Consider the following 19,723-nt stretch of genomic DNA (forward strand, 5'->3'; position numbering starts at 1 on the left):
AGCGTGACTTCTGGCGCAGAAGCCGGATGACCGGCGGCAAGCTAGACTGGTGCTTTATGTGTACGGAGCCGCTATGCCCCTCCCATCCTTGTCCTTGCGCGTAACCGGTTGTTGCGCCTTGCTGGCTTTCGCATCGGCCGCGCAAGCGTGGCCGATAGCAGCGTCTCCCGTGGCGCCGGCCGATACCGCACCGCAAAATGCCGGCACTGCGCTGCCGCCGATGCTGCAGGATTTCGGTGCCTACGTGGACGACGCGCGCAAGACCTTCAAGGTGCCGGGCATTGCCGTGGCGATCGTGAAGGACGGCAAGATCGTGCTCGAGGAAGGCTACGGCCTGCGCGAAGAGGGCAAGCCGGAAAAAGTGGATGCGCATACGCTGTTCGCGATCGCTTCCAACACCAAGGCCTTTACCGCCGCCGCGCTGCAAATGCTGGCCGAGCAGGGCAAGGTAGACATGGACGGGCGTGTGACCGATTACCTGCCCTGGTTCCAGATGTCCGATCCGTACGTGACGCACGATATGCGCGTGCGCGATCTATTGGCGCATCGCAGCGGCCTGAGCCTGGGTGCGGGCGACCTGCTGTACTGGCCGCCGACCAGCTACACCACGCAGGAAGTGGTACAGCGCTTGAGCAAAGTGCCGATCGCCAACGGTTTTCGCAGTCACTACGCGTACGACAACATTCTCTTCGCCGTGGCCACGCTCGTCATCGAAAAGGTCTCTGGCGAACGCTACGCGGATTTCATCCGCGATCACATCTTCAAACCCGTTGGCATGGATGAGTCACTGGTCGACATGACTTACCTCAAGCCGGGCATGGATGTCGCGATGGGCCACGCCTTGTACAACTTCACCGACCTCAAGCCGGTGCCCCCGATGGCGTGGATCAATAACCCGGGTGCCGGTGGCATCTACGCCAGCGTGCACGATCTGGCCAAATGGATGAACGTGCAGCTTGCTGGAGGTGCGTTGCCGTCCACCGATGCGAGCGGCAAGCCGCGGCAACTGTTCTCGCAAAACAGCCAGAACCAGATGTGGACCATGTTGACGCCCATTCCGGTCAGCAAGCCGCCGATTCCCCAATTGCAGCCGCTGGTACCCAATTTCTACGGCTATGGCGAAGGTTGGTTCCTCAGCGATTACCAGGGGCAGAAGCTGGTGTGGCATACCGGTGGTTGGCCTGGCATGGTGTCGCGCGTCACGCTGGTGCCCGGCCTGAAGCTGGGTGTGGTGGTGCTCACCAATCAGGAATCCGGCGCAGCGTTCAATGCCGTTACCTATCGCGTGCTGGATGCGTACCTGCATCCGGGTACCAAGACCGATTGGGTGGCCGTGTACGACGAGGCCGTGAAGCATTCGCATGGCGAAGCGGACCAGGGCTGGAAGAAACACGAGGCCGCGCGCGACGCCAAAAGCAAGCCTTCGCTGCCGCTGGCAAGCTACGCAGGTACGTATCGTGATCCGTGGTACGGCGACATCATCATCACTGACGAAGCCGGCAAGCTGCGTCTGCGATTCAGCAAGACGCGACAACTCGTCGGCACCATGACGCCATGGCAACACGATACCTTCACCGTGCGCTGGGACGATCGTGCCTTGAATGCGGATGCGTTCGCGGAGTTTTCGCTGGATGCGGATGGTCATGTGCGCAGCATGCGCATGCAGCCGATTTCACCGCTCACGGATTTCAGTTTCGATTTTCAGGATTTGCGCTTGACGCCAGTGAAGGCTGATGAGGCGAAAGTTGATTGAGCGTTGCTTCCATCCCTGAAAACAGGGGATGGAATGTCGTGGCGGGGCATTCATTTTAGGGAGAGATCATGCGTACACGTCCACTCGTGCTTGGGGCATTGCTCGGCTGCGGCCTGTTGGCGGCGGTCTACACCTTTGCCCGGCAAGAAGCGCCAACGGTTCCCACGCATCGCTTTTTCCATGTGCAACTTGGCGGGAGCGAAAACCAGCCTGTATCGGGTCGCCTGTTGTTATTCGCGGAGGAAGCGAATGCCGCCAAAGCCGATGCGAAAGATGGAAAAGTGCAGGAGGTCGATGCCAACCCCTTTCATCCCACGCAAACCGCGATTGCCGCGCGTGAGGTGAGCCGTCTTGTGCCGGGGCAGGTGATCGATATCGATGCGGATGCGGACACCTATCCGAATGCATGGTCGAAACTTCCCGCTGGCGACTATGTAGTGCAGGCGGTGCTGGACGTCGATCACAGTTACAACTACCTCGGGCGCACGAGTGGCGATCTGGTAAGCAGTGTGGAAACGGTGCATCTGCCGGATGCCGCCATTCCCACCGTGACGCTCGATCAGACCGTGCCCAAGAACGATCCCTGGGCCATGCCCGATTCAGCGCCAGCCGCCTTGCGCGATGCAGCCAAGACCTTGCATGAGCAGGCGCGGCCGATCGATTTCATCAGCCCGGTGCTTACTCAATTCTGGGGCCGACCCATCCATATGCGCGGTTATGTAGTGTTGCCGCCAGGCTATGCGTCATCTGGCCAGCGTTATCCCACGGTGTATTTCACCCATGGATTTACCGGCAATGTGGATCGCCTGCTGCGTCCGATGGCCTATGTACAGGCCGGTATGAGCAGCGGCCAGATGCCACCGATGATCTGGGTATTCCTGGATGAATCCAGCGTCACCGGCACGCACGAATTCGCCGATTCGGTGAACAATGGCCCATGGGGGCAGGCGCTCACCACGGAATTGATTCCGTATCTGGAATCGACCTACCGCATGGATGCGAATGTCCACGGCCGCTTCCTCAACGGGCATTCTTCTGGCGGCTGGGCCACGCTGTGGTTGCAGACGCGCTATCCGAAGATCTTCGGCGGCACCTGGTCGACGTCGCCCGATCCGAGCGATTTCCACGATTTCACCGGCCCAGATCTCTACGCGCCGCAGGCCAATGTCTATCACAAACCCGATGGCACGCCGTGGCCGCTGGTGCGCGATCAGGGCAAGGTGCTTGGCACGTTCCAGCAGTTCGCCCAGATGGAGCGCGTGCTCGGCCCCTACGGCGGCCAGCTGGCTTCGTTCGAATGGGTGTTTTCGCCGCGCGGTAAAGATGGCCGCCCGGAGCAGATGTTCAACCGTGACACCGGCGCTGTGGATCCGAACGTGGTTGCGTACTGGCACGACCATTACGACATCGCCTATCGCCTGCAAACGCATTGGCCTGAGCTGAAGCCGAATCTCGACGGCAAAATCCATTTGTACGTGGGCACCGCCGATACCTTCTATCTGGATGGTGCCGCCCATCGCCTCAAGGCCGTGCTGGATGGCCTGGGTGCGCACACGGATTTCCGTTTCATCCCAGGCCGCACGCACTTCGACCTCTACAAGGAGGGCGATGATCGCTTCGCCTTGTTCAAGGACATCAGCTGGGCGATGTACGCCGTGGCCCGGCCCGATTCCAAGCTGAAACCCAAGCTAAACCAGGCGCAGTAACGCGCGAGGATGTGGCGTGCCAGGGTGTTGCCAGCTCCAATTTGAGGCATAGTTGCCGGCACAGGCGCTGTAGGTGACTGGCGCTTGGGAGTGTCGTCTTCAATGAAGACGACACGTCGGGAAGCGTTCGTCACGGGCGCTGCGTTTCCTGCATTGGGGCAATCAAGCTGGAGGGAATCACATGAAATCCTTAGGGTTGATGGCAGTATTGGCGGCCGCGTTGATGGCCGCCCCATGGGTCTACGCGCAACAGGCTCCTGCCGCGGCGGGCAGCATGACGGTGCAGTGCAACGATGGGACGTCCCAAACGGTTTCCACTACCAAGGGTGCCTGTCGCGGGCACAAGGGCGTGAACAAGTCGGCCAGCAGCTCGGCCACATCAGCGACGCCCGCCGCAACAGCGACGCCCGCATCCAAGTCCACGACGATGTCCAAGGCCGAGCCGGCAACCACGGCGGCAGCGGGTGGTGGCCCTGGTCAGGTGTGGGTCAATACCGGTTCCAAGAGCAAGGCTTATCATTGCCAGGGCAGCAAGTGGTATGGCAAGACCAAGCAAGGCAAGTACATGAGCACGGCCGATGCGCAGGCGGCGGGTTATCACGCGGCGAAAAACGAGAAGTGTCAGTGACGGTGCGGCAGCCCTCGCTGCGCGGGGAGGGTTGCCTTCGCGCGCGCGGCGCGATCATCGCGCCTGCGCGTGCGCCATGGTCAGCCGTTCAAGCTACCTGCCACGGATCGTAGCTGCCGATCCACCACAAATGGCCTTCCGGATCGCGGCAGGCATAACCGGCGCCGCCGTACTCTTTCTCCGCATAATCCTCGACGATGTCCGCGCCTGCCGCTTTGGCTTGCATGTAATGCGCCTTGCAGTCCTTGACGATGATGCAAGCGCATTGTGTTTGGCGTCCTCCAATCTCGTCCGGCTGGGCCATGTACACCCCGAATCCATCCGGGCTGACCTCGCTCAACATGACCATCCCTGCGCCATACACCAATTGCGCGTGCATCACGCGGCCTTGCTCGTTCTCGTAAACGGCCTGTTTTTCGAAGCCGAGGGTTTTGCATAGCCAATCGATGGCGGCGTGCGCATCGCGATAGCGCATGCACGGGATGATCGTGCTGCCGTGAGCGGGGGTATTCATGGCGAAATCCCTTTGAATGGAGGCCCAAGCCTAATCCACTGAGTGCGTTGCGTCGTGGGACGTTTCACTGCCCCGGCGCCGCTGGACTGTCTTCGCCGAGCAACGGCCCCAGGTTGCGCACGACCATGCTTTGCGGCGTCGACAGCGGCAATTGGGCTTTGCCGAGCCGCGCCAGGATGTCGAACAACAACGCGCTTTTCACCGCGGAGGCTTCACGCGGGCCGCGCACATAGGCCACGCCGGTGAACGTCATGGCGGAGCTGGTGATGTCATCCAGCGTTACGGCCGGCGAGGGTGTATCGAGTGTGGACTCATGGGCATGCAGCGCCTCCAGCATGATCTCGCGCACCTTCGCCGCGTCCGTGTCCAGCGGCATCGGCAGGCTCAGCTTCACGCGGCCTAGCGCATTGCCATGCGTCACATTGCGCAGGTTCTGCGTGATGAACTGTGAATTGGGCACGATCATGGTGGAGCGATCGCTCAGCTGGATCTCGGTGGCACGCACGTTGATGCGGCGGATATCGCCTTCCACGCCGGGCATGCTCACCCAGTCGCCCACCTTCACCGGTCGTTCGGCCAGCAGGATCAGGCCGGAAATGAAGTTCGAGACGATCGCCTGCAGGCCAAAGCCGATACCCACGGATAACGCGCTGGCGATCCAGGTGAGGCTTTGCAAACTCACGTCGGCCGCATGCAAGGCCAGCGCGAACACGATCACCACCGCCACATAGTTCAGCAATGTGACAATGGAATTCTGCATGCCGATATCCATCGTGGTCTTGGGCAGCAGTTGTTCGGCCAGCCAGCGACGCACGATGCGCACCACCACCATGCCCAGCGCAAATACCAGCACGGCGTTGAAGATCGCACCGGGTTTGATGGTGAGTTCGCCAACGCGCAAACGCGTAAATACATCGCCGATCTGAGTGAACAGTTCGTGTGGGCCACCGCCAAAGGGCATGAGCACAGTGCCGACTGCAACCAACAGCAACAGCACCTGGCAAACGGCGGACAGCACGGTGGAGGTCTGCTCCAACGTGGTGTGCGCAACGCTGAAGGTCGATTGCAGGCGTTGGCCGCTGCGTCCATGCGGTGCCAACAAGGCATCGAACAGATCGCGTTGCAAATGCGACAGCATGTAGAACGCGGCCACGATCATGCCGATCCAGAGCATCTGCCACGAAATGAAGAAGCCAAGCGCCACATAGCCGCTGAGCACGGCCAGCCATGCCACCACCACCCCAAGCGTACCCAACCCAAACACTACGCCGATCCATAGCGCCTGACTGGGTGGTTTCTCGCCGTGCTTGCGTTGCGTAGTACGCGCGCGCTTGGCGCGTGCCAGCGCTGCGCCCACCAGTCCCGTAATCAACAGCGCGAGAAACGCGTGTGTGGCAACGGCTGCCGGCAGACTGGCGCCGGCCAGCGTATTGAAATGTCCGATGACCCCTAGCAGCAAAAACGCGCCACCCAGCAACCAGGGAAACCAGCGCAGATTACGTGCCGTGAATTTCGTGAGCGCAGGTAGCCGCCAGGAAGGATGGTTCACCGAGAGCAGCGCACGTCCCAGGCCGGCGATAAAGGCGGCAAAGAACACCGATCGCACGGTTGCCTGCGCGAACGTGTCGATCTCCTCATCCAGCATGTCGTTCCAGTTGAAACCCAGATACGCCAACCATGCGGCCACGCCGATCGACAGCGTTACCGTGAGCGTGAAGATCACCGCCATCGCACTGCGCCGCAGGTGCCCATCGGGCATGTAGCGACTTGCGAGTGCCAGTGTGACGCGCTCGATCAACCAGCGACCCGGCACGATCAGCAACAGGCCGCCAAACAGGCACAGCAGCAGCGGAGTGCGGGAATCGGGCGCCCATGCAAGCGCGAGATCTTCGACGAAGAGATCCTTCGCGCGGCCGACGCGCGTCATGTCGTCGGGAAAGGCTTTTCCCAGTTCTTTCCAGAAACCGATGCCCAGCGGTGAATCCGTGCGCGAGCCCAGTTGCGCCTGGACCTGCTCGTTGTGCGTTTGAACGATCTGCGAGGCGAGTTTGGCGGCATCCTGGCTCAGTAGCTGCGCCTGTTTGATCTGCCCATCCAGCTTGGACTTGTCGCGCTCGAGCTGGCGCCGCTGCTGGCTTATCGCCGCCGTTTCGGGGGGCGCCCCAGCGGACGGGGCAGGGCCGAGCACGGTGAGGCGTGTCTGCACACTCTGCAGTTCGGGTGCAAGTGTCTGCGTCAGCGTGTCGGCCTGTTGTTGTACATCGGTGGCAGTGGTGCGCAGATCGTTCAACGAGGTTGTCGTGCTGGATTTGCTGTTGAACGTGGTCTTGATGTCGTCCAGCTGCTTGCCGAGGTTGTCCAGCGCGCGCCCCGGGTCTTGCGTGGAGCTGGCGGCGGCGGGCGCAGTCGGGGTGTTTTGTGCGGCTACGGACTGCACGCCCAGCAACAGCGAGCCAAGTAGCAGAGGGGCAATGAGCTTACGGAGGGAAGTAGGCATGCCCGGCATGATCCGAAGCGCTTCGCCAATGGTCAATTGTTCCTTCATGGATTGGCTTTTCACGCGGGGTTTGCGTTCAGGCAAATGCGTGACCGTTTGCGCAAGTACCTCAATGTCGTCGCCCCGGCGAAAGCCGGGGCCCAGTGACTTTGAGCGTCGGCGTGCCACCAGTCCCAAGGCTTTCGCCGGGGTGACGATTTATGAGCCCTGTATAGTGGCCAATTCGCCCCCACTTTCACTGGCTCGCCCCATGGATACGGACTCCGCGCCATGATTTTCCGCTGGTTCGAATCGTTCATCGACCCCTTCAAGGAACCGGTCGACACCATGCCGCCCAAGCAAGTGGGGCGGTTCTACGTGTTTTACCTGCGCCAGGTGTGGCCCGTGTTCGCTGCGGCCATCGTGGTGGGGTTCGGTGTGGCGTTGGTGGAAGTGTCGCTGTTCGGCTTCATCGGCCGCATCGTGGATATGGCCAAAGGCGCGCCAGGAAAAGCGTTTTTCGCCGTGCATGGGCGCGAATTGCTGTGGATGGCGGTGGTGGCGCTGGTGCTGCGCCCGTTATTCATCGGTATCCACGACCTGCTGGTGAACCAGGCCGTGGTGCCCAATCTCACCAATCGCATCCGCTGGCAGAACCATCGCTATGTGATCCGCCAGAGCCTGGGTTTCTTTCAGAACGATTACGCCGGGCGCATCGCCAACCGCATCATGCAGACCGGCGCGTCATTGCGCGAATCGGCCGTGCAGATCGTCGATGCGATCTGGTATGTAGCGATCTACACCGGCAGCGCCATCGTGATGTTCGCCCATGCCGACGTATGGCTGGCGATGCCGCTGGTGGTGTGGCTGTTCGCCTACGTGGGCACGTTGTCCTTCTTTATTCCGCGCACGCGGCAGCGTTCGTGGCTTGCATCCGAAGCGCGTTCGAAATTGATGGGCCGCATCGTGGACGGTTACAGCAACGTCCTTACCCTCAAGCTGTTTGCGCACACCCAGCGGGAGGAAGCGTATGTGGCCGAGGCGATGGGGGAACAGACGCAGAAACTGCGCGCCATGACGCGTCTGACCACCGCCATGGACACCACCATCACTACGCTCAACGGCTTCCTGATCGTGGGCACTTCTGCCTTGGCCGTATGGCTGTGGAGCGAGGGCAAGGTCACCGTGGGCGCCATTGCGCTTTCCACGGGCCTGGTGATTCGCATCAACAACATGTCCGGCTGGATCATGTGGGTGGTGAACGGTATTTTCGAAAACGTCGGCACCGTGCAGGACGGCATCACCACCATCTCCCAACCACGGACCGTGCAGGATCGCGAAGGCGCCATGCCGTTGGAAGTGGTCGCCGGCGAGGTGCGTTTGGATGACATCCATTTCCATTACGGCAAGCAGGGTGGCGTGATGGCGGGCTTGAACCTCAAGGTTCGCCCGGGTGAAAAGATCGGCCTGGTGGGGCCTTCCGGTGCCGGCAAATCCACGCTGGTGAACGTGCTGCTGCGTTTGTATGACCTGGAAGGTGGCCACATCTACATCGACGGCACCGATATTTCGCACGTCTCCCAGGAAAGCCTGCGCTCGCAGATCGGCGTGGTGACGCAGGACACCTCGCTATTGCACCGCTCCGTGCGCGACAACTTGTTGTACGGTCGCCCCGATGCCAGCGATGCGCAATTGCAGGAAGCGATCCGCAAGGCGCGTGCTGACGAATTCATTCCCAACCTGGTCGACGGCGAAGGTCGCCGCGGCCTGGATGCCCATGTGGGCGAGCGCGGCGTGAAGCTTTCCGGTGGTCAGCGCCAACGCATCGCCATCGCACGCGTGCTGCTGAAGGATGCGCCCATTCTGGTGCTGGACGAGGCTACTTCCGCGCTGGATTCGGAAGTGGAAGCGGCCATTCAGGAAAGCCTGGAATTGCTGATGGAAGGCAAGACCGTCATCGCCATTGCGCACCGCCTCTCCACCATCGCGCGGATGGATCGCCTAGTGGTGATGGACAAGGGCAACGTGGTCGAGAGCGGTACACATGCCGAGCTGACTGCGCACGGCGGCCTGTACGCACGCCTGTGGCAGCGGCAGACGGGTGGTTTCGTTGCTGCGGACGATGCTCTGGTGTGAGCGCGACGGGCACAGTCGAACTGCTTTACAGCCGTCCGTGTTGGTGGGTTTTTCTTGACGTCATTCCCGCTTTCGCGCGCGGCTGTCCGGGAATTTTTTTGCGCGCCCTGCAGATGGCTAAACACCTTGTCGCCCCGGCTTTCACGGGGCGACAAGCAACCATCGCAGCACGTTGAACGATGCACTAATCGGGCGAGTAAGCCTCGTCCCGCCGCTTTCCACCCAAGTCCAGATGCCGCGAAAGCTGCCGCGCTTCGCGCAACCTGCGCGCATGCGCGGCAAGCAAATCGCCACGCGTAATGATGCCTACCATGCGGTGCGGCGAGCTCATGCTCACCACCACCAGACGACCCACCTCCGACTCCACCATGTGATCGGCGGCTTCGCGCAGGGTGTGGTCTTCGCGCACCACCAGCGGCGCGCGGTGAACCAGCGAGCGCATCTTCGCGGCGTCCGCCAGCGAGGCATCGTAAAGCTGGCGCCGCGTTACCACGCCAAGCACCTGGTCATCCGCATCAAGCACGGGGAAACCCTGGTGCTTGGTGGATGCGCCATCGGAAGCGAGCCACTGGCGCACTTGCCCAATCGTCTGTTCGGCACGCAGGGACACCACGTTACGGCTGCAGGCGTCACGTACGAAGATCTGATCCAGATAATCGGCCGCGTAATCGGAGGGCACACGCACGCCGCGGCGCACGATTTTCTCCGTCATGATGGTGTTGCGCATCATCAGGCCAGAAACAAGATAAGAGGCTGCGCATGCACCCAGTAGCGGCAGCAGGCCGTGGGGCTGCTGCGTGGTTTCGAAGGCAAACACCACCGAGGTGAGGAACGCACGCGACGCGCCGGCGAAGATGGCGGCCATGCATACGAGGGCCGCCATGTGCGGGTCCACTTGCAGCCATGGTGCGTGAGCCGCCAGCAGGATGCCCATTACGCCGCCCATCGTGCTGCCGATCGTGAACAACGGCGCAAGCGTACCGCCCGAGGTGCCGCTACCCAACGCTACCGTCCACGACAGCCACTTCAACACGCACAAGGCCAGCATGGCGCTCAGGCCGATCTGCCCAGCCAAGGCAGCGGTGATGTTGGTGTAACCCACGCCGAGCGTCAGCGGCATGAAGTAACCGATGACGCCGACCACCAGACCGCCGAGCGCCGGCCACCACATCCAATGGACCGGCAGCTTTTCGAAGTAATCTTCCACCGCATACGTGACATGCGTGACGCCTACGCTCACCACGCCCACGATCAGGCCGAGCACGATATAGGTGGCGATGGCCGGCAGCGTAGGCGTTGCCACCGCAGGCATCGCAAACATCGGCGCATTGCCTTCCAGCACATAACGGAAGCCCGTAGCGACAGCGGTCGCCAGTGCCACGGGAATCAGCGAGCGCGCGCGGCGTTCGAACAGCAACAGCTCGATCGCCAGCAGCACAGCGGAAATCGGCGCCGAAAACACTGCGGCCATACCGGCTGCTGCACCGGCTGCGAGCAAGGTCTTGCGCTCGTCGGCCGTAACATGCATGAGCTGGGCGATCAATGAACCCAGTGCGCCGCCCGTGGCGATGATCGGGCCTTCGGCACCGAACGGCCCGCCCGAACCAATCGCAATGGCCGACGACACCGGCTTCAGCCAGGTGATGCGCGGCGGAATGCGGCTTTCGTTGAGCAGCACCTGCTCCATGGCTTCGGGAATGCCATGGCCACGGATGGCCCGCGAACCCCAGCGCGCCATGATGCCGACGATCACGCCGCCGATGGCCGGTATCACGATCACCCATTTACCCAGATGATTACCGGCCGGGCTGCTGAAATCGAAGCTCCAATGGCCGTAGAAACTGAGATTGGTGATCAACCCGATCAGGCCGGTCAATACCTTGGCGACCACGGCCACCACGCCGCCCAGCAGCATGGCGACGAAACCGATCCACAGCACGCGTCCGTCCAGTGGACGGAATTGCCGCGGCATGTGCGCGGCGGCGAGGGTGGGGTCGAGCGAGGGAGCAAGGGGGAGCGAGGCGCGACTGTGGGATTCCACAGGGTCTACATGGGAAGGGGGCATGGATGGGTACGGTCGTAAAGGCGCGGCAAGGTTACAGGGATGTTAGCGCGGTAGCTGGCTGGAAAATGAATTGCCTGCACATTTTCTCGAAATAAATCGTAGGCGATCTCATCGACTTTTGTGGGTCTTTGTGCTCAAGGTGCCGCTGGATGCTTGACTCTGGACCTTGATCAAGGCTCTAGACTTGCCTCATGAACACGCCATCCGCCTCGCTTACCATCGGGTCCGTCGCCAAGCGCGCCGGCGTCGCCATCGACACCATCCGCTATTACGAGCGCGAAGGTTTGCTGCCCGCGCCACTGCGCCGCGCTTCGGGCTACCGCAGTTATGACGAAACGGCCATTAGCCGGCTGCGCTTCATCCGGCGCGCCAAGGAGCTCGGTTTCACGCTGGAGGAAATCCGCGATTTGCTGGCCTTGTCCTCGAATCGGCGCGGTGGGGTGAAGGCGGTGCGCAAGCGCGCCGAACAACGCCTTGCCAGCATCGATGCGCGCATCGCCGAGCTGATGCGTATTCGCAACGGGCTGCAGCAATTGATCGAGGCGTGCCCAGGACATGGCGATCCGCAAGGGTGCCCGATCCTGCGCGCGTTGTCGGACGAGGAGCCGCAGGCATGAGTGCGTGCTGCCCTGCCGCCACCGGCAACGCGCGCGATCCTATCTGCGGCATGAGCATGGACCCTGTATCGGCTGGGTACCGCAGCGACTATGCCGGCCAGACGTTTTACTTCTGCTGTGCCGGTTGTAAAGCGACCTTCGACGCGGAGCCCGTGCGTTATGCACAGGCCGCGCCTGTGTTGACCACCATGCATCACGTGCCACGAGATCGACACGAGGATGGCAAGGTAAAAGACCCGGTATGCGGTATGACCGTCGATCCCGCTGTCAGCCCTCATCACGCCGAGCATCACGGACAGACGCATCACTTCTGTGCAGCGGCTTGCCGGCACCGATTCCTCGCCCATCCCGACCACTACCTGCATGCAGAACGCGCAGCTCCTACGCCCGTGCAAGGTGCGGTGTACACCTGCCCGATGCACCCGCGCGTGCAACAGAACGGCCCTGGCGATTGCCCGATCTGCGGCATGGCGTTGGAGCCCATGATGCCGAGCCTGGAAGACGACGACGGCGATGCAGCACGCGCGATGCTTCGTCGCTTAGGGCTGTTGATCGGGTTGACATTGCCGGTGTTCGTGCTCGCCATGCGGCCGCACGTGGGTATGTATCTGTCGGGCGGGTGGGCGCACGCGGCCGGATGGATCGAAGCTGCGCTCGCCAGCGTCGTCGTGCTATGGGGTGGGGTACCCTTCTTCGCGCGTGGCTGGCGTTCGCTCAAGCCGTGGCGGCCGAACATGTACACGCTGATTGCCCTGGGCACCGGCGTGGCATGGTTGTACAGCGTGCTGGCTTTTTTTGTGCCGCAGATCTTTCCACCTGGTTTTCGCGATGCGCAGGGTCAGGTCGATGTCTACTTCGAATCCGCCGCGGTGATCGTCACGCTGGTGACGCTGGGCGACACGCTGGAATGGCGAGCACGTCGGCGCACCGGCGTCGCTTTGAAAGCGTTACTGGGCTTGGTTCCGAAAACGGCGCGCCGCATGCGCGATGGCCAGGAGCAGGATGTGCCGCTCGATGACGTGCAGGTCGGGGATGTGTTGCGCATTCGTCCCGGCGAAAAGCTGCCGGTCGATGGCGTCGTGCTGAGCGGTCACAGTCAGGTCGACGAATCCATGCTTACGGGCGAATCCATGCCTGTGACAAAGGCACCCGGCGACGCGCTTACCGGTGGCACAGTCAATCAGCAAGGCGCCTTGACCATGCGCGTGGAAAACGTCGGTGCATCGACCGTGCTGGCGCAGATTGTCGCGCAGGTGGCGCAGGCGCAACGCAGCAAGGCACCCTTGCAACGCACCGCCGATCGCGCCGCCGCGTGGTTTGTGCCGGTGGTTATCGTTGTAGCCGTGCTGGCGTTTGCCGGATGGGCCGGGTTCGGTCCGCAACCACGCTTCGCGCATGCGTTGATTGCTGCAGTGTCCGTACTCATCATCGCTTGCCCGTGCGCATTGGGGCTGGCAACGCCGATTTCGATCATGGTGGCAAGTGGGCGTGGCGCGCAGCAGGGTTTGCTGTTCAAGGATGCGGCGGCCATCGAAGCCATGCGCGAGGTCGACACGCTTGTGCTGGACAAGACCGGCACGCTTACCGAGGGTAAACCTGCGCTGGTATCGGTTTTGTCGCTCGATCACTACACGCGCGACGAATTGCTGAGCATGGCCGCGAGCCTGGAGCAGGCGAGCGAACACCCCCTGGCGAGGAGCGTGGCGTCAGCCGCCAAGGACGAGGGTATGTCCTGCCAGGATATCCATGATTTCCACGTGCATGCAGGCGGCGGTGTCACCGGCCGGACGCAGACCCATCGGCTCGCTTTCGGCAATGCGCTGCTGATGCAGCAATCGGGCATAGCGCTGGATGCACCAACGCTCGCACGTGCGGATGCCTTGCGCAATGAAGGTGCGACGGTGATGTTCCTCGCGATCGACGGCCACGTCGCGGGGTTGTTCGGCGTGAGCGACCGCATCAAGCGAGACACGGCTCAAGCCGTTGCAGGATTGAAAGCCGCCGGCATGCGCGTCGTGATGCTTACCGGCGATCACGCCACCACGGCCAATACCGTTGCGCGCGAACTGGCTATCGATGAGGTGCATGCCGGCATGTCGCCTACGGGCAAAGCCGCCGTGATCGAGCACTTGCGCCAGCAAGGGCGCCGCGTGGCGATGGCTGGCGACGGCATCAATGACGCGCAGGCGCTTGCTACCGCCGATATCGGCATTGCCATGGGGCACGGCACCGATGTCGCCATGGAGGTGGCGCAGATCACGCTGGTGAAAGGGCAGCTCGGCGGCATCCTGCGTGCACGCACGTTATCGCAGGCGACCGTGCGCAATATCCGCCAGAATCTGTTCTTCGCGTTCGTCTATAACGCCGTGGGCGTGCCATTGGCGGCGGGTGTACTGTACCCACTGTTCGGTATCACCTTGTCCCCGATGGTGGCGGCCCTGGCGATGAGCTTGTCATCGGTGTCGGTGGTGAGTAATGCATTGCGGTTGCGTAAGCTTGCATAGAAAGGCGCTGAGGGTCAGGAAATATGCGTAAATCTTCCTGGTCTATCGGTTGTCAATGCAGCCGGAATGCGCCAAAAAATTGCAGCAGCAAAAACGTATTTAACGCGAGCACGAAAACCGCCGAAGCGACCGTCGCCAACATCATCCATCTGCCGGTACGATAGGCGCCCATGACCTTTTCATCGGCCAGCAGTCGGATCAGCGCAATCATCGGAAAAGGCAGCGTGATGCTCAATACGACTTGACTCATCACCAGTGCGTCGGTGACGTTGAAGCCAAGCCAGACCACCACAAAGCTCGGCAGCATGGTGACCAGGCGACGCAGCCATAGCGGAATCGTCGCCTTGATGAAACCCTGCATCACCAGTTGTCCGGCCATCGTGCCGACGGTCGAGCTGGATACGCCCGATGCAATCAGCGACACCAGAAAGATGATCGCGGCCGCCGATCCAAGCAGGGGCGTGAGGGTGCGATAGGCGGTTTCGATGTGCGCCAGGTTCTGATGATTGGCGTGAAATGCACCTGCGGCCATGAGCACCATGGCGAGATTGATCAAACCTGCAATGCCGAGTGCGACCGTCACCTCGATGTGCGAGAAGCGCAACACGTGCTTGCGTTCCCATTCGTTGGCAGGTGGAAAGCGGTGTTGAGTGAGCCCGGAGTGCAAAAACAATGCATGCGGCATCACGGTGGCGCCGATGATGCCCGCGGCAAGCACGCATGCCTGCGAATCCTGCAGACGGGGGATCAGCAGTTGATGTGCGGCGCTGCCCCAGTTCACCGGTGCGATGAAAAGTTCCAGTAGATAGCAGACCCCGACTACGCCAACCAGCGCGCCGATCATCAATTCCAGCTTTCGAAAGCCGTGGCGCTCAATGAGCAATAGTGCATAGGTGGCTATCGCCGTGACAACCATGCCGATCCATAGCGGAAGATGAAAAATAAGGCTTAGCGCGATCGCACCGCCGAGGAATTCAGCCAGATCGGTCGCCATGGCGGCCACCTCGCTGATTCCCCACATCAGCCATACCAGCGGTGCCGGGAAATGCTCCCGGCACAACTCCGCCAGGTTTTTGCCGGTAACGATGCCGAGCTTCGCCGATAGCGCCTGAAACAAGGCGGCGATGACATTCGCCACCACCACCACCCACAGCAATCCGTAGCCATAGCGTGCGCCCGCCTGAATGTTGATGGCGAAGTTGCCGGGGTCCATGTAGGCCACAGAAACGACGATCGCAGGGCCAGCAAAAGGCAGCAACGCCGCAAGCCCCCGGCGCCGGCCGGCAAGCACCTCGCGCATTTCGCGCAGGGGCGTTTCGTCGGCGGAACGGAGATGGGGGTTGTGCCTGGCGTCCAAGGCGGCGGGTTTCCGTATCAATGAGCGGCATGAAGAATGCTAGGGAGCGTGGCGTGCAAGTCGCGCGTAGGGTATGGAGACCTTATGCTGGTTTGCGACGGCGGTTTCGTGATCGATCGTATGCGGGCATATGACCGTTTCCGCGACATGCTGTTGTCAGAGTCGCGTGCGCGTGGTGTGCGAAAGCGTGGACAAGTGCGTCTGCCTCACCGACGCAGCACTACCTGGCAATGGTGACCGCCTGTCGATGAGCTCGTTCATGTGCCGAAGACGGGCCTTTCGGCTGGGGCGGCTCATGCTTCCGCCATCTGGATGCGAGGGCTCGCCATGGAACATCCAAAAGGCAGCGTTATATCGGCAGGCACCCCGCGCGCCATGGTTACGATGTATTGACGCTTTTGCAGTAGAGGCGCCGCGCTGCCTCGTTACCCCCTCCGACCCGGCGCGCGCTTCTACTGCATCCTTGCAAGCACACAAGCGTTTGTCTCCTGGAACCTTCGTGCAAGTCTTTTTCACTGTGTCCAGACCTTAGCTACAGATGAGCTTCGCCATGATCAGTCCGTACGACACACAAGCGTGTCGTGCGCTGTATCGATCGGAGTTACGAACATGGCAAATGCAAATATCGGTAGCAATCGCGGGGGGCAGGGCGGTGGCCGCGGATTCGCGGGTATGGACGAATCGCGGCAACGCGAAATCGCCAGCCAGGGTGGGCGTGCGGCACATGAAAGCGGGCATGCGCACGAATTCACTTCGGAAGAGGCGCGTGAAGCTGGTCGTCGGGGCGGCGAAGCGGTAAGCCAGAATCGCGAACATATGTCCGCGATCGGCCAGAAGGGCGGCGAGGCGGTCAGCGAAAACCGCGAACACATGGCCGATATCGGTCGCAAGGGTGGCGAACATAGCCACGGCGGTGCGCGTTCGAGCGAGTCTCGCAGCGAGGCGCGTGGCGGCACCAGCGAGCAGCATGCCGACGCGGAAAGGCAAGGTCACAAGAACACGTGATAGGGAGAGGGTTGCTCCTTCCTTTGCACGCAAAGGAAGGAGTTTTCGCCGAAGGTTATCGCTCGTTGTCCTGGTCTGCGCCGGGGCGACGAGCGGCCATTGCTCGGCTGGGAAACGGTCAGGCCAATGCCAGCATCATGAAAATGCTATGGGGTCTTCTAGTAATCGTCGAACGGCGGACACGGCATGCACCCGTGGTGCTGATAGAACACGCGTGCGGGAATGAAGTAATCCCACGAGCCGGTCTCCAACGCCAAATTTTGCGTTCCCCCTCCCCGCGGGGAGAGGGAACCTGACCCAAGATTTACATGCCAAGCACGCTTTCTGCCGAGACGTAAGGCAGATTGTGCGCCTGCGCTACGGGCTCGCATGTGACCTTGCCTTCGATCACATTGAGACCGTTACGCAGATGCACGTCCTGCTGCAGCGCTTTCTTCCAACCGCTGTTGGCAAGCGCGAGCGTAAACGGCAGCGTTACGCTATTGAGCGCGAACGTGGACGTGCGGGCCACCGCGCCCGGCATGTTGGCCACGCAGTAGTGCACCACGCCATCGACGACGTAGGTGGGATCGGAATGCGTGGTGGCGTGCGAGGTTTCCACGCAGCCGCCCTGGTCGATGGCCACGTCGACGATGACCGAACCGGGCTTCATCGTACGCACCATGTCGTGCGTCACCAGCTTGGGCGCCGCAGCGCCGGGCACCAGCACGGTGCCGATCAGCAGATCGGCGTGACGCACCAACTCTTCAATCGCCGAGCGGGTGGAGAACACGGTGGAGATGGACGTGCCAAATTGCGTAGCCAGACGCTTGAGCGCTTCGGCCGAGCGATCCACCACGGTCACTTTCGCGCCCATGCCCACGGCGATGGTGGCCGCATGCGTGCCGGAAACGCCGCCGCCGAGGATCACGACTTCCGCCGCAGGTACACCGGGCACGCCACCCAGCAATATGCCGCGTCCACCCTGGGCCTTCTCCAGCGAGTGCGCGCCCACCTGCGGCGCCAGGCGGCCGGCAACTTCCGACATCGGCGTCAGCAGTGGTAGCGAGCCGTTGGTGGCGGTGACGGTTTCATAAGCGATGCAGACCGCACCGGAGGCGATCAGGTCGTGGGTCTGCTCCGCGTCGGGTGCCAGGTGCAGGTAGGTGAAAAGAATCTGGCCCTTGCGCAGCTTCTTGCGCTCCACCGCCAGAGGCTCTTTCACTTTCACGATCATTTCCGCTTCCGCGAAGATCTGATCGGCACTTTCCACGATGGTGGCGCCAGCAGCCACGTAGTCGGCATCGGACAAGCCAGCGCCTACGCCGGCGTCCTTCTGGACCATCACCTGATGGCCGTGGTGTACCAGCTCCTGCACGGACGATGGGACGAGGCCCACGCGATATTCATGATTTTTGATCTCTTTCGGTACACCGATACGCATGGTTGGCTCTCTCGCACAGAGGGTAGGGAAGGTAGGCGCCGCGAGCTTCCTTGTATGGCGCGGCGCGCAGTATGATCGAGGTCCTGTGCAATTTCTCGCTGATTACGGCGCCTGGTCTGGCATTTTTTCGCATCTGATGCGAAATAACCTGTAAAGCATAGAATTTATGACGAACCCTTATCCACCCCTGGACGACCGGGACCGCGCCATCCTGCGGCTACTGCAGGAAGACGGGCGGCTGGCCAATGCCGAACTAGCTTTGCGGATCAATCTTTCTCCATCCGCCTGCCTGAGGCGCGTGAAGTTGCTGGAGGAGCGCGGGTTGATTTCCCGCTACGTCATGCTGCTGGACGAAAAGCGGGCAGGCTTGTCAGGCACCGCCTTCGTATTGGTCACTCTCGATCAGCAGGGGCGCGCCGCGCTCGATGCATTCGAAGAAGCGATCCAGAAACATCCGGAAGTCACCGAATGCTGCCTGCTCGCCGGCGCGGCCGATTACATGGTGCGGGTGGCGTATGCCGATTCGGCAGACTTCGAGCGCATCCATACGGAGATCCTCACGCAGCTGCCGGGTGTGGTGCGTGTGCAATCGACGCTGGCGTTGCGCACCGTCAAACGCACCACGGCGTTGCCGGTGTAGCCAAATCTGCTCCCGCCCCTACGTGCAGTAGGGGCGGGTTGGGGTGAGGTGAAGCCATCTCGCGTTGAATTCAAACTTCGCCGCAAACACGTGCAACCCCACCCCAGTCCTTCCCTGCAAGCGGAGGAGGGAGCGGCATTACGCGTTGCTGGGGGTACCCCGCAAAGGCGGAGATAGGTCGGTTTGCGCAAACCTTCTCACAGCGCCATGACGGCTTGCATCAGCGGCGCAAGCGCACGCCAGGTCTGCTTAGCTTAAGCGCGCGACAAAAGCCGCTTACGTCGATGCTTCGCGTTCCGCACGCCGCTCATCCGTCGCGACCGGCCATGCGCAGTAGAACGCATGGGAGATGTCTTTTTTGTGTGGCTTTCGCGTGAAGAGATAACGCTGGACGGCGATATCCATGTCGGTGAACGTGTTGTGAAGTTGCAGTCGCCTGTGTTGTTTTCGCATACGGTGCAATAGAGTTCGTGTTTGGCAAGAATGCGATCCACGCTTCTTTTACGCACTTTTTCGCCTTGAGCGAAGTCGCAGTGATCACTTCGCTGGCGTTCGCCAAGGTTGCGAAACTCCTCACCAATCCCGCAGGTTTGCAGTGGCCCTGATGTCTTCAAGCAACAAACAGAGGAACATTAATGCTCAGGCGAACAAACGCACCCATCGAACGTTCCCCGGGTTGAAGAGTGCGTTCAAAGCCATCAATTAGAACGGTACAAGCGTCGTCGCGCATGCAATGACCTGGCACGTAAAGAACGCAAAGCGCCTGCCCGTTACAGGTGCTGCTTTCTTTTTTCCATCGTGCTCGTGCGCGCGGCGGTTAGCGAAGGTGACGCACGAGTGAACCTTTTTTCACATGCATAAGCGGCCCACACCTTGCAGGATTGGGTATCGGGGCTTTC

General features: G+C 61.4%; 13 protein-coding genes and 1 pseudogene. 8 read left to right on the forward strand and 6 right to left on the reverse strand.

Annotated features, from left to right (window positions below):
- The first annotated feature begins 73 nt into the window (after nt 1-73).
- The 3 genes from DWU98_RS19225 to DWU98_RS19235 all read left to right on the forward strand — a co-directional run bounded on the left by DWU98_RS19225 (nt 74) and on the right by DWU98_RS19235 (nt 4,087).
- A complete protein-coding gene (locus DWU98_RS19225) occupies nt 74-1,753 on the forward strand; it encodes a serine hydrolase (protein ID WP_115497202.1) in 1,680 nt (559 codons plus the stop codon).
- A 68-nt stretch (nt 1,754-1,821) separates the two neighbouring features.
- Complete coding sequence (locus tag DWU98_RS19230; protein WP_115497203.1) at nt 1,822-3,459, forward strand: alpha/beta hydrolase; 1,638 nt, start codon at nt 1,822-1,824, stop codon at nt 3,457-3,459.
- A 181-nt stretch (nt 3,460-3,640) separates the two neighbouring features.
- The gene (locus tag DWU98_RS19235; RefSeq protein WP_115497204.1) at nt 3,641-4,087 is read left to right on the forward strand and encodes a hypothetical protein; all 447 of its coding nucleotides are present in this window, start codon (nt 3,641-3,643) and stop codon (nt 4,085-4,087) included.
- Nucleotides 4,088-4,175: 88 nt separating this feature from the next.
- Here the strand turns inward: DWU98_RS19235 and DWU98_RS19240 are convergent, their stop codons facing one another.
- Nucleotides 4,176-4,601, reverse strand: coding sequence for a VOC family protein (locus tag DWU98_RS19240; protein ID WP_115497205.1), 426 nt, complete (start codon nt 4,599-4,601; stop codon nt 4,176-4,178).
- Nucleotides 4,602-4,665: 64 nt separating this feature from the next.
- Nucleotides 4,666-7,161, reverse strand: coding sequence for a DUF3772 domain-containing protein (locus tag DWU98_RS19245; RefSeq protein WP_230474952.1), 2,496 nt, complete (start codon nt 7,159-7,161; stop codon nt 4,666-4,668).
- Between the two features lie 210 nt (nt 7,162-7,371).
- On the opposite strand from DWU98_RS19245, the gene DWU98_RS19250 reads away from it, so the two are divergent.
- Nucleotides 7,372-9,213: an ABC transporter ATP-binding protein gene (locus tag DWU98_RS19250; RefSeq protein WP_196239543.1), complete on the forward strand. Its 1,842-nt coding sequence runs from the start codon at nt 7,372-7,374 to the stop codon at nt 9,211-9,213.
- A 184-nt stretch (nt 9,214-9,397) separates the two neighbouring features.
- On the opposite strand, the gene DWU98_RS19255 is transcribed toward DWU98_RS19250, so the two are convergent.
- Nucleotides 9,398-11,185: a chloride channel protein gene (locus DWU98_RS19255; protein ID WP_115497251.1), complete on the reverse strand. Its 1,788-nt coding sequence runs from the start codon at nt 11,183-11,185 to the stop codon at nt 9,398-9,400.
- Between the two features lie 284 nt (nt 11,186-11,469).
- Between DWU98_RS19255 and DWU98_RS19260 the strand changes: the two genes are divergently transcribed.
- Together DWU98_RS19260 and DWU98_RS19265 are read left to right on the forward strand one after the other, a co-directional pair.
- Nucleotides 11,470-11,895: a heavy metal-responsive transcriptional regulator gene (locus DWU98_RS19260; protein ID WP_115497207.1), complete on the forward strand. Its 426-nt coding sequence runs from the start codon at nt 11,470-11,472 to the stop codon at nt 11,893-11,895.
- Nucleotides 11,892-14,399: a heavy metal translocating P-type ATPase gene (locus DWU98_RS19265; protein WP_115497208.1), complete on the forward strand. Its 2,508-nt coding sequence runs from the start codon at nt 11,892-11,894 to the stop codon at nt 14,397-14,399. The genes DWU98_RS19260 and DWU98_RS19265 overlap by 4 nt, the downstream gene beginning before the upstream one ends.
- Before the next feature lie 52 nt (nt 14,400-14,451).
- Here DWU98_RS19265 and DWU98_RS19270 read toward each other — a convergent pair whose 3' ends face one another.
- Nucleotides 14,452-15,756 carry an Nramp family divalent metal transporter gene (locus DWU98_RS19270; RefSeq protein ID WP_230474953.1) on the reverse strand — a complete coding sequence of 435 codons (1,305 nt, stop codon included), beginning with the start codon at nt 15,754-15,756 and terminating at the stop codon, nt 14,452-14,454.
- A 609-nt stretch (nt 15,757-16,365) separates the two neighbouring features.
- Between DWU98_RS19270 and DWU98_RS22335 the strand changes: the two are divergent.
- Nucleotides 16,366-16,605: pseudogene (locus DWU98_RS22335) on the forward strand (KGG domain-containing protein); the annotation flags it as partial.
- Between the two features lie 460 nt (nt 16,606-17,065).
- Here DWU98_RS22335 and ald read toward each other — a convergent pair.
- Entirely contained in the window at nt 17,066-18,184 is a 1,119-nt protein-coding gene (gene ald, locus DWU98_RS19280; RefSeq protein WP_115497210.1) for an alanine dehydrogenase, read from the reverse strand.
- Nucleotides 18,185-18,350: 166 nt separating this feature from the next.
- On the opposite strand from ald, the gene DWU98_RS19285 reads away from it, so the two are divergent.
- Nucleotides 18,351-18,824: an Lrp/AsnC family transcriptional regulator gene (locus tag DWU98_RS19285; protein WP_115497211.1), complete on the forward strand. Its 474-nt coding sequence runs from the start codon at nt 18,351-18,353 to the stop codon at nt 18,822-18,824.
- A 254-nt stretch (nt 18,825-19,078) separates the two neighbouring features.
- Here the strand turns inward: DWU98_RS19285 and DWU98_RS22340 are convergent, their stop codons facing one another.
- Nucleotides 19,079-19,333, reverse strand: a complete 255-nt coding sequence (locus DWU98_RS22340; RefSeq protein ID WP_329955411.1) for a hypothetical protein — start codon at nt 19,331-19,333, stop codon at nt 19,079-19,081.
- Nucleotides 19,334-19,723: the final 390 nt, after the last annotated feature.

The sequence above is a fragment of the Dyella monticola genome (assembly GCF_003363155.1).
In the GTDB taxonomy this organism is placed as follows: Bacteria; Pseudomonadota; Gammaproteobacteria; order Xanthomonadales; family Rhodanobacteraceae; genus Dyella_B; species Dyella_B monticola.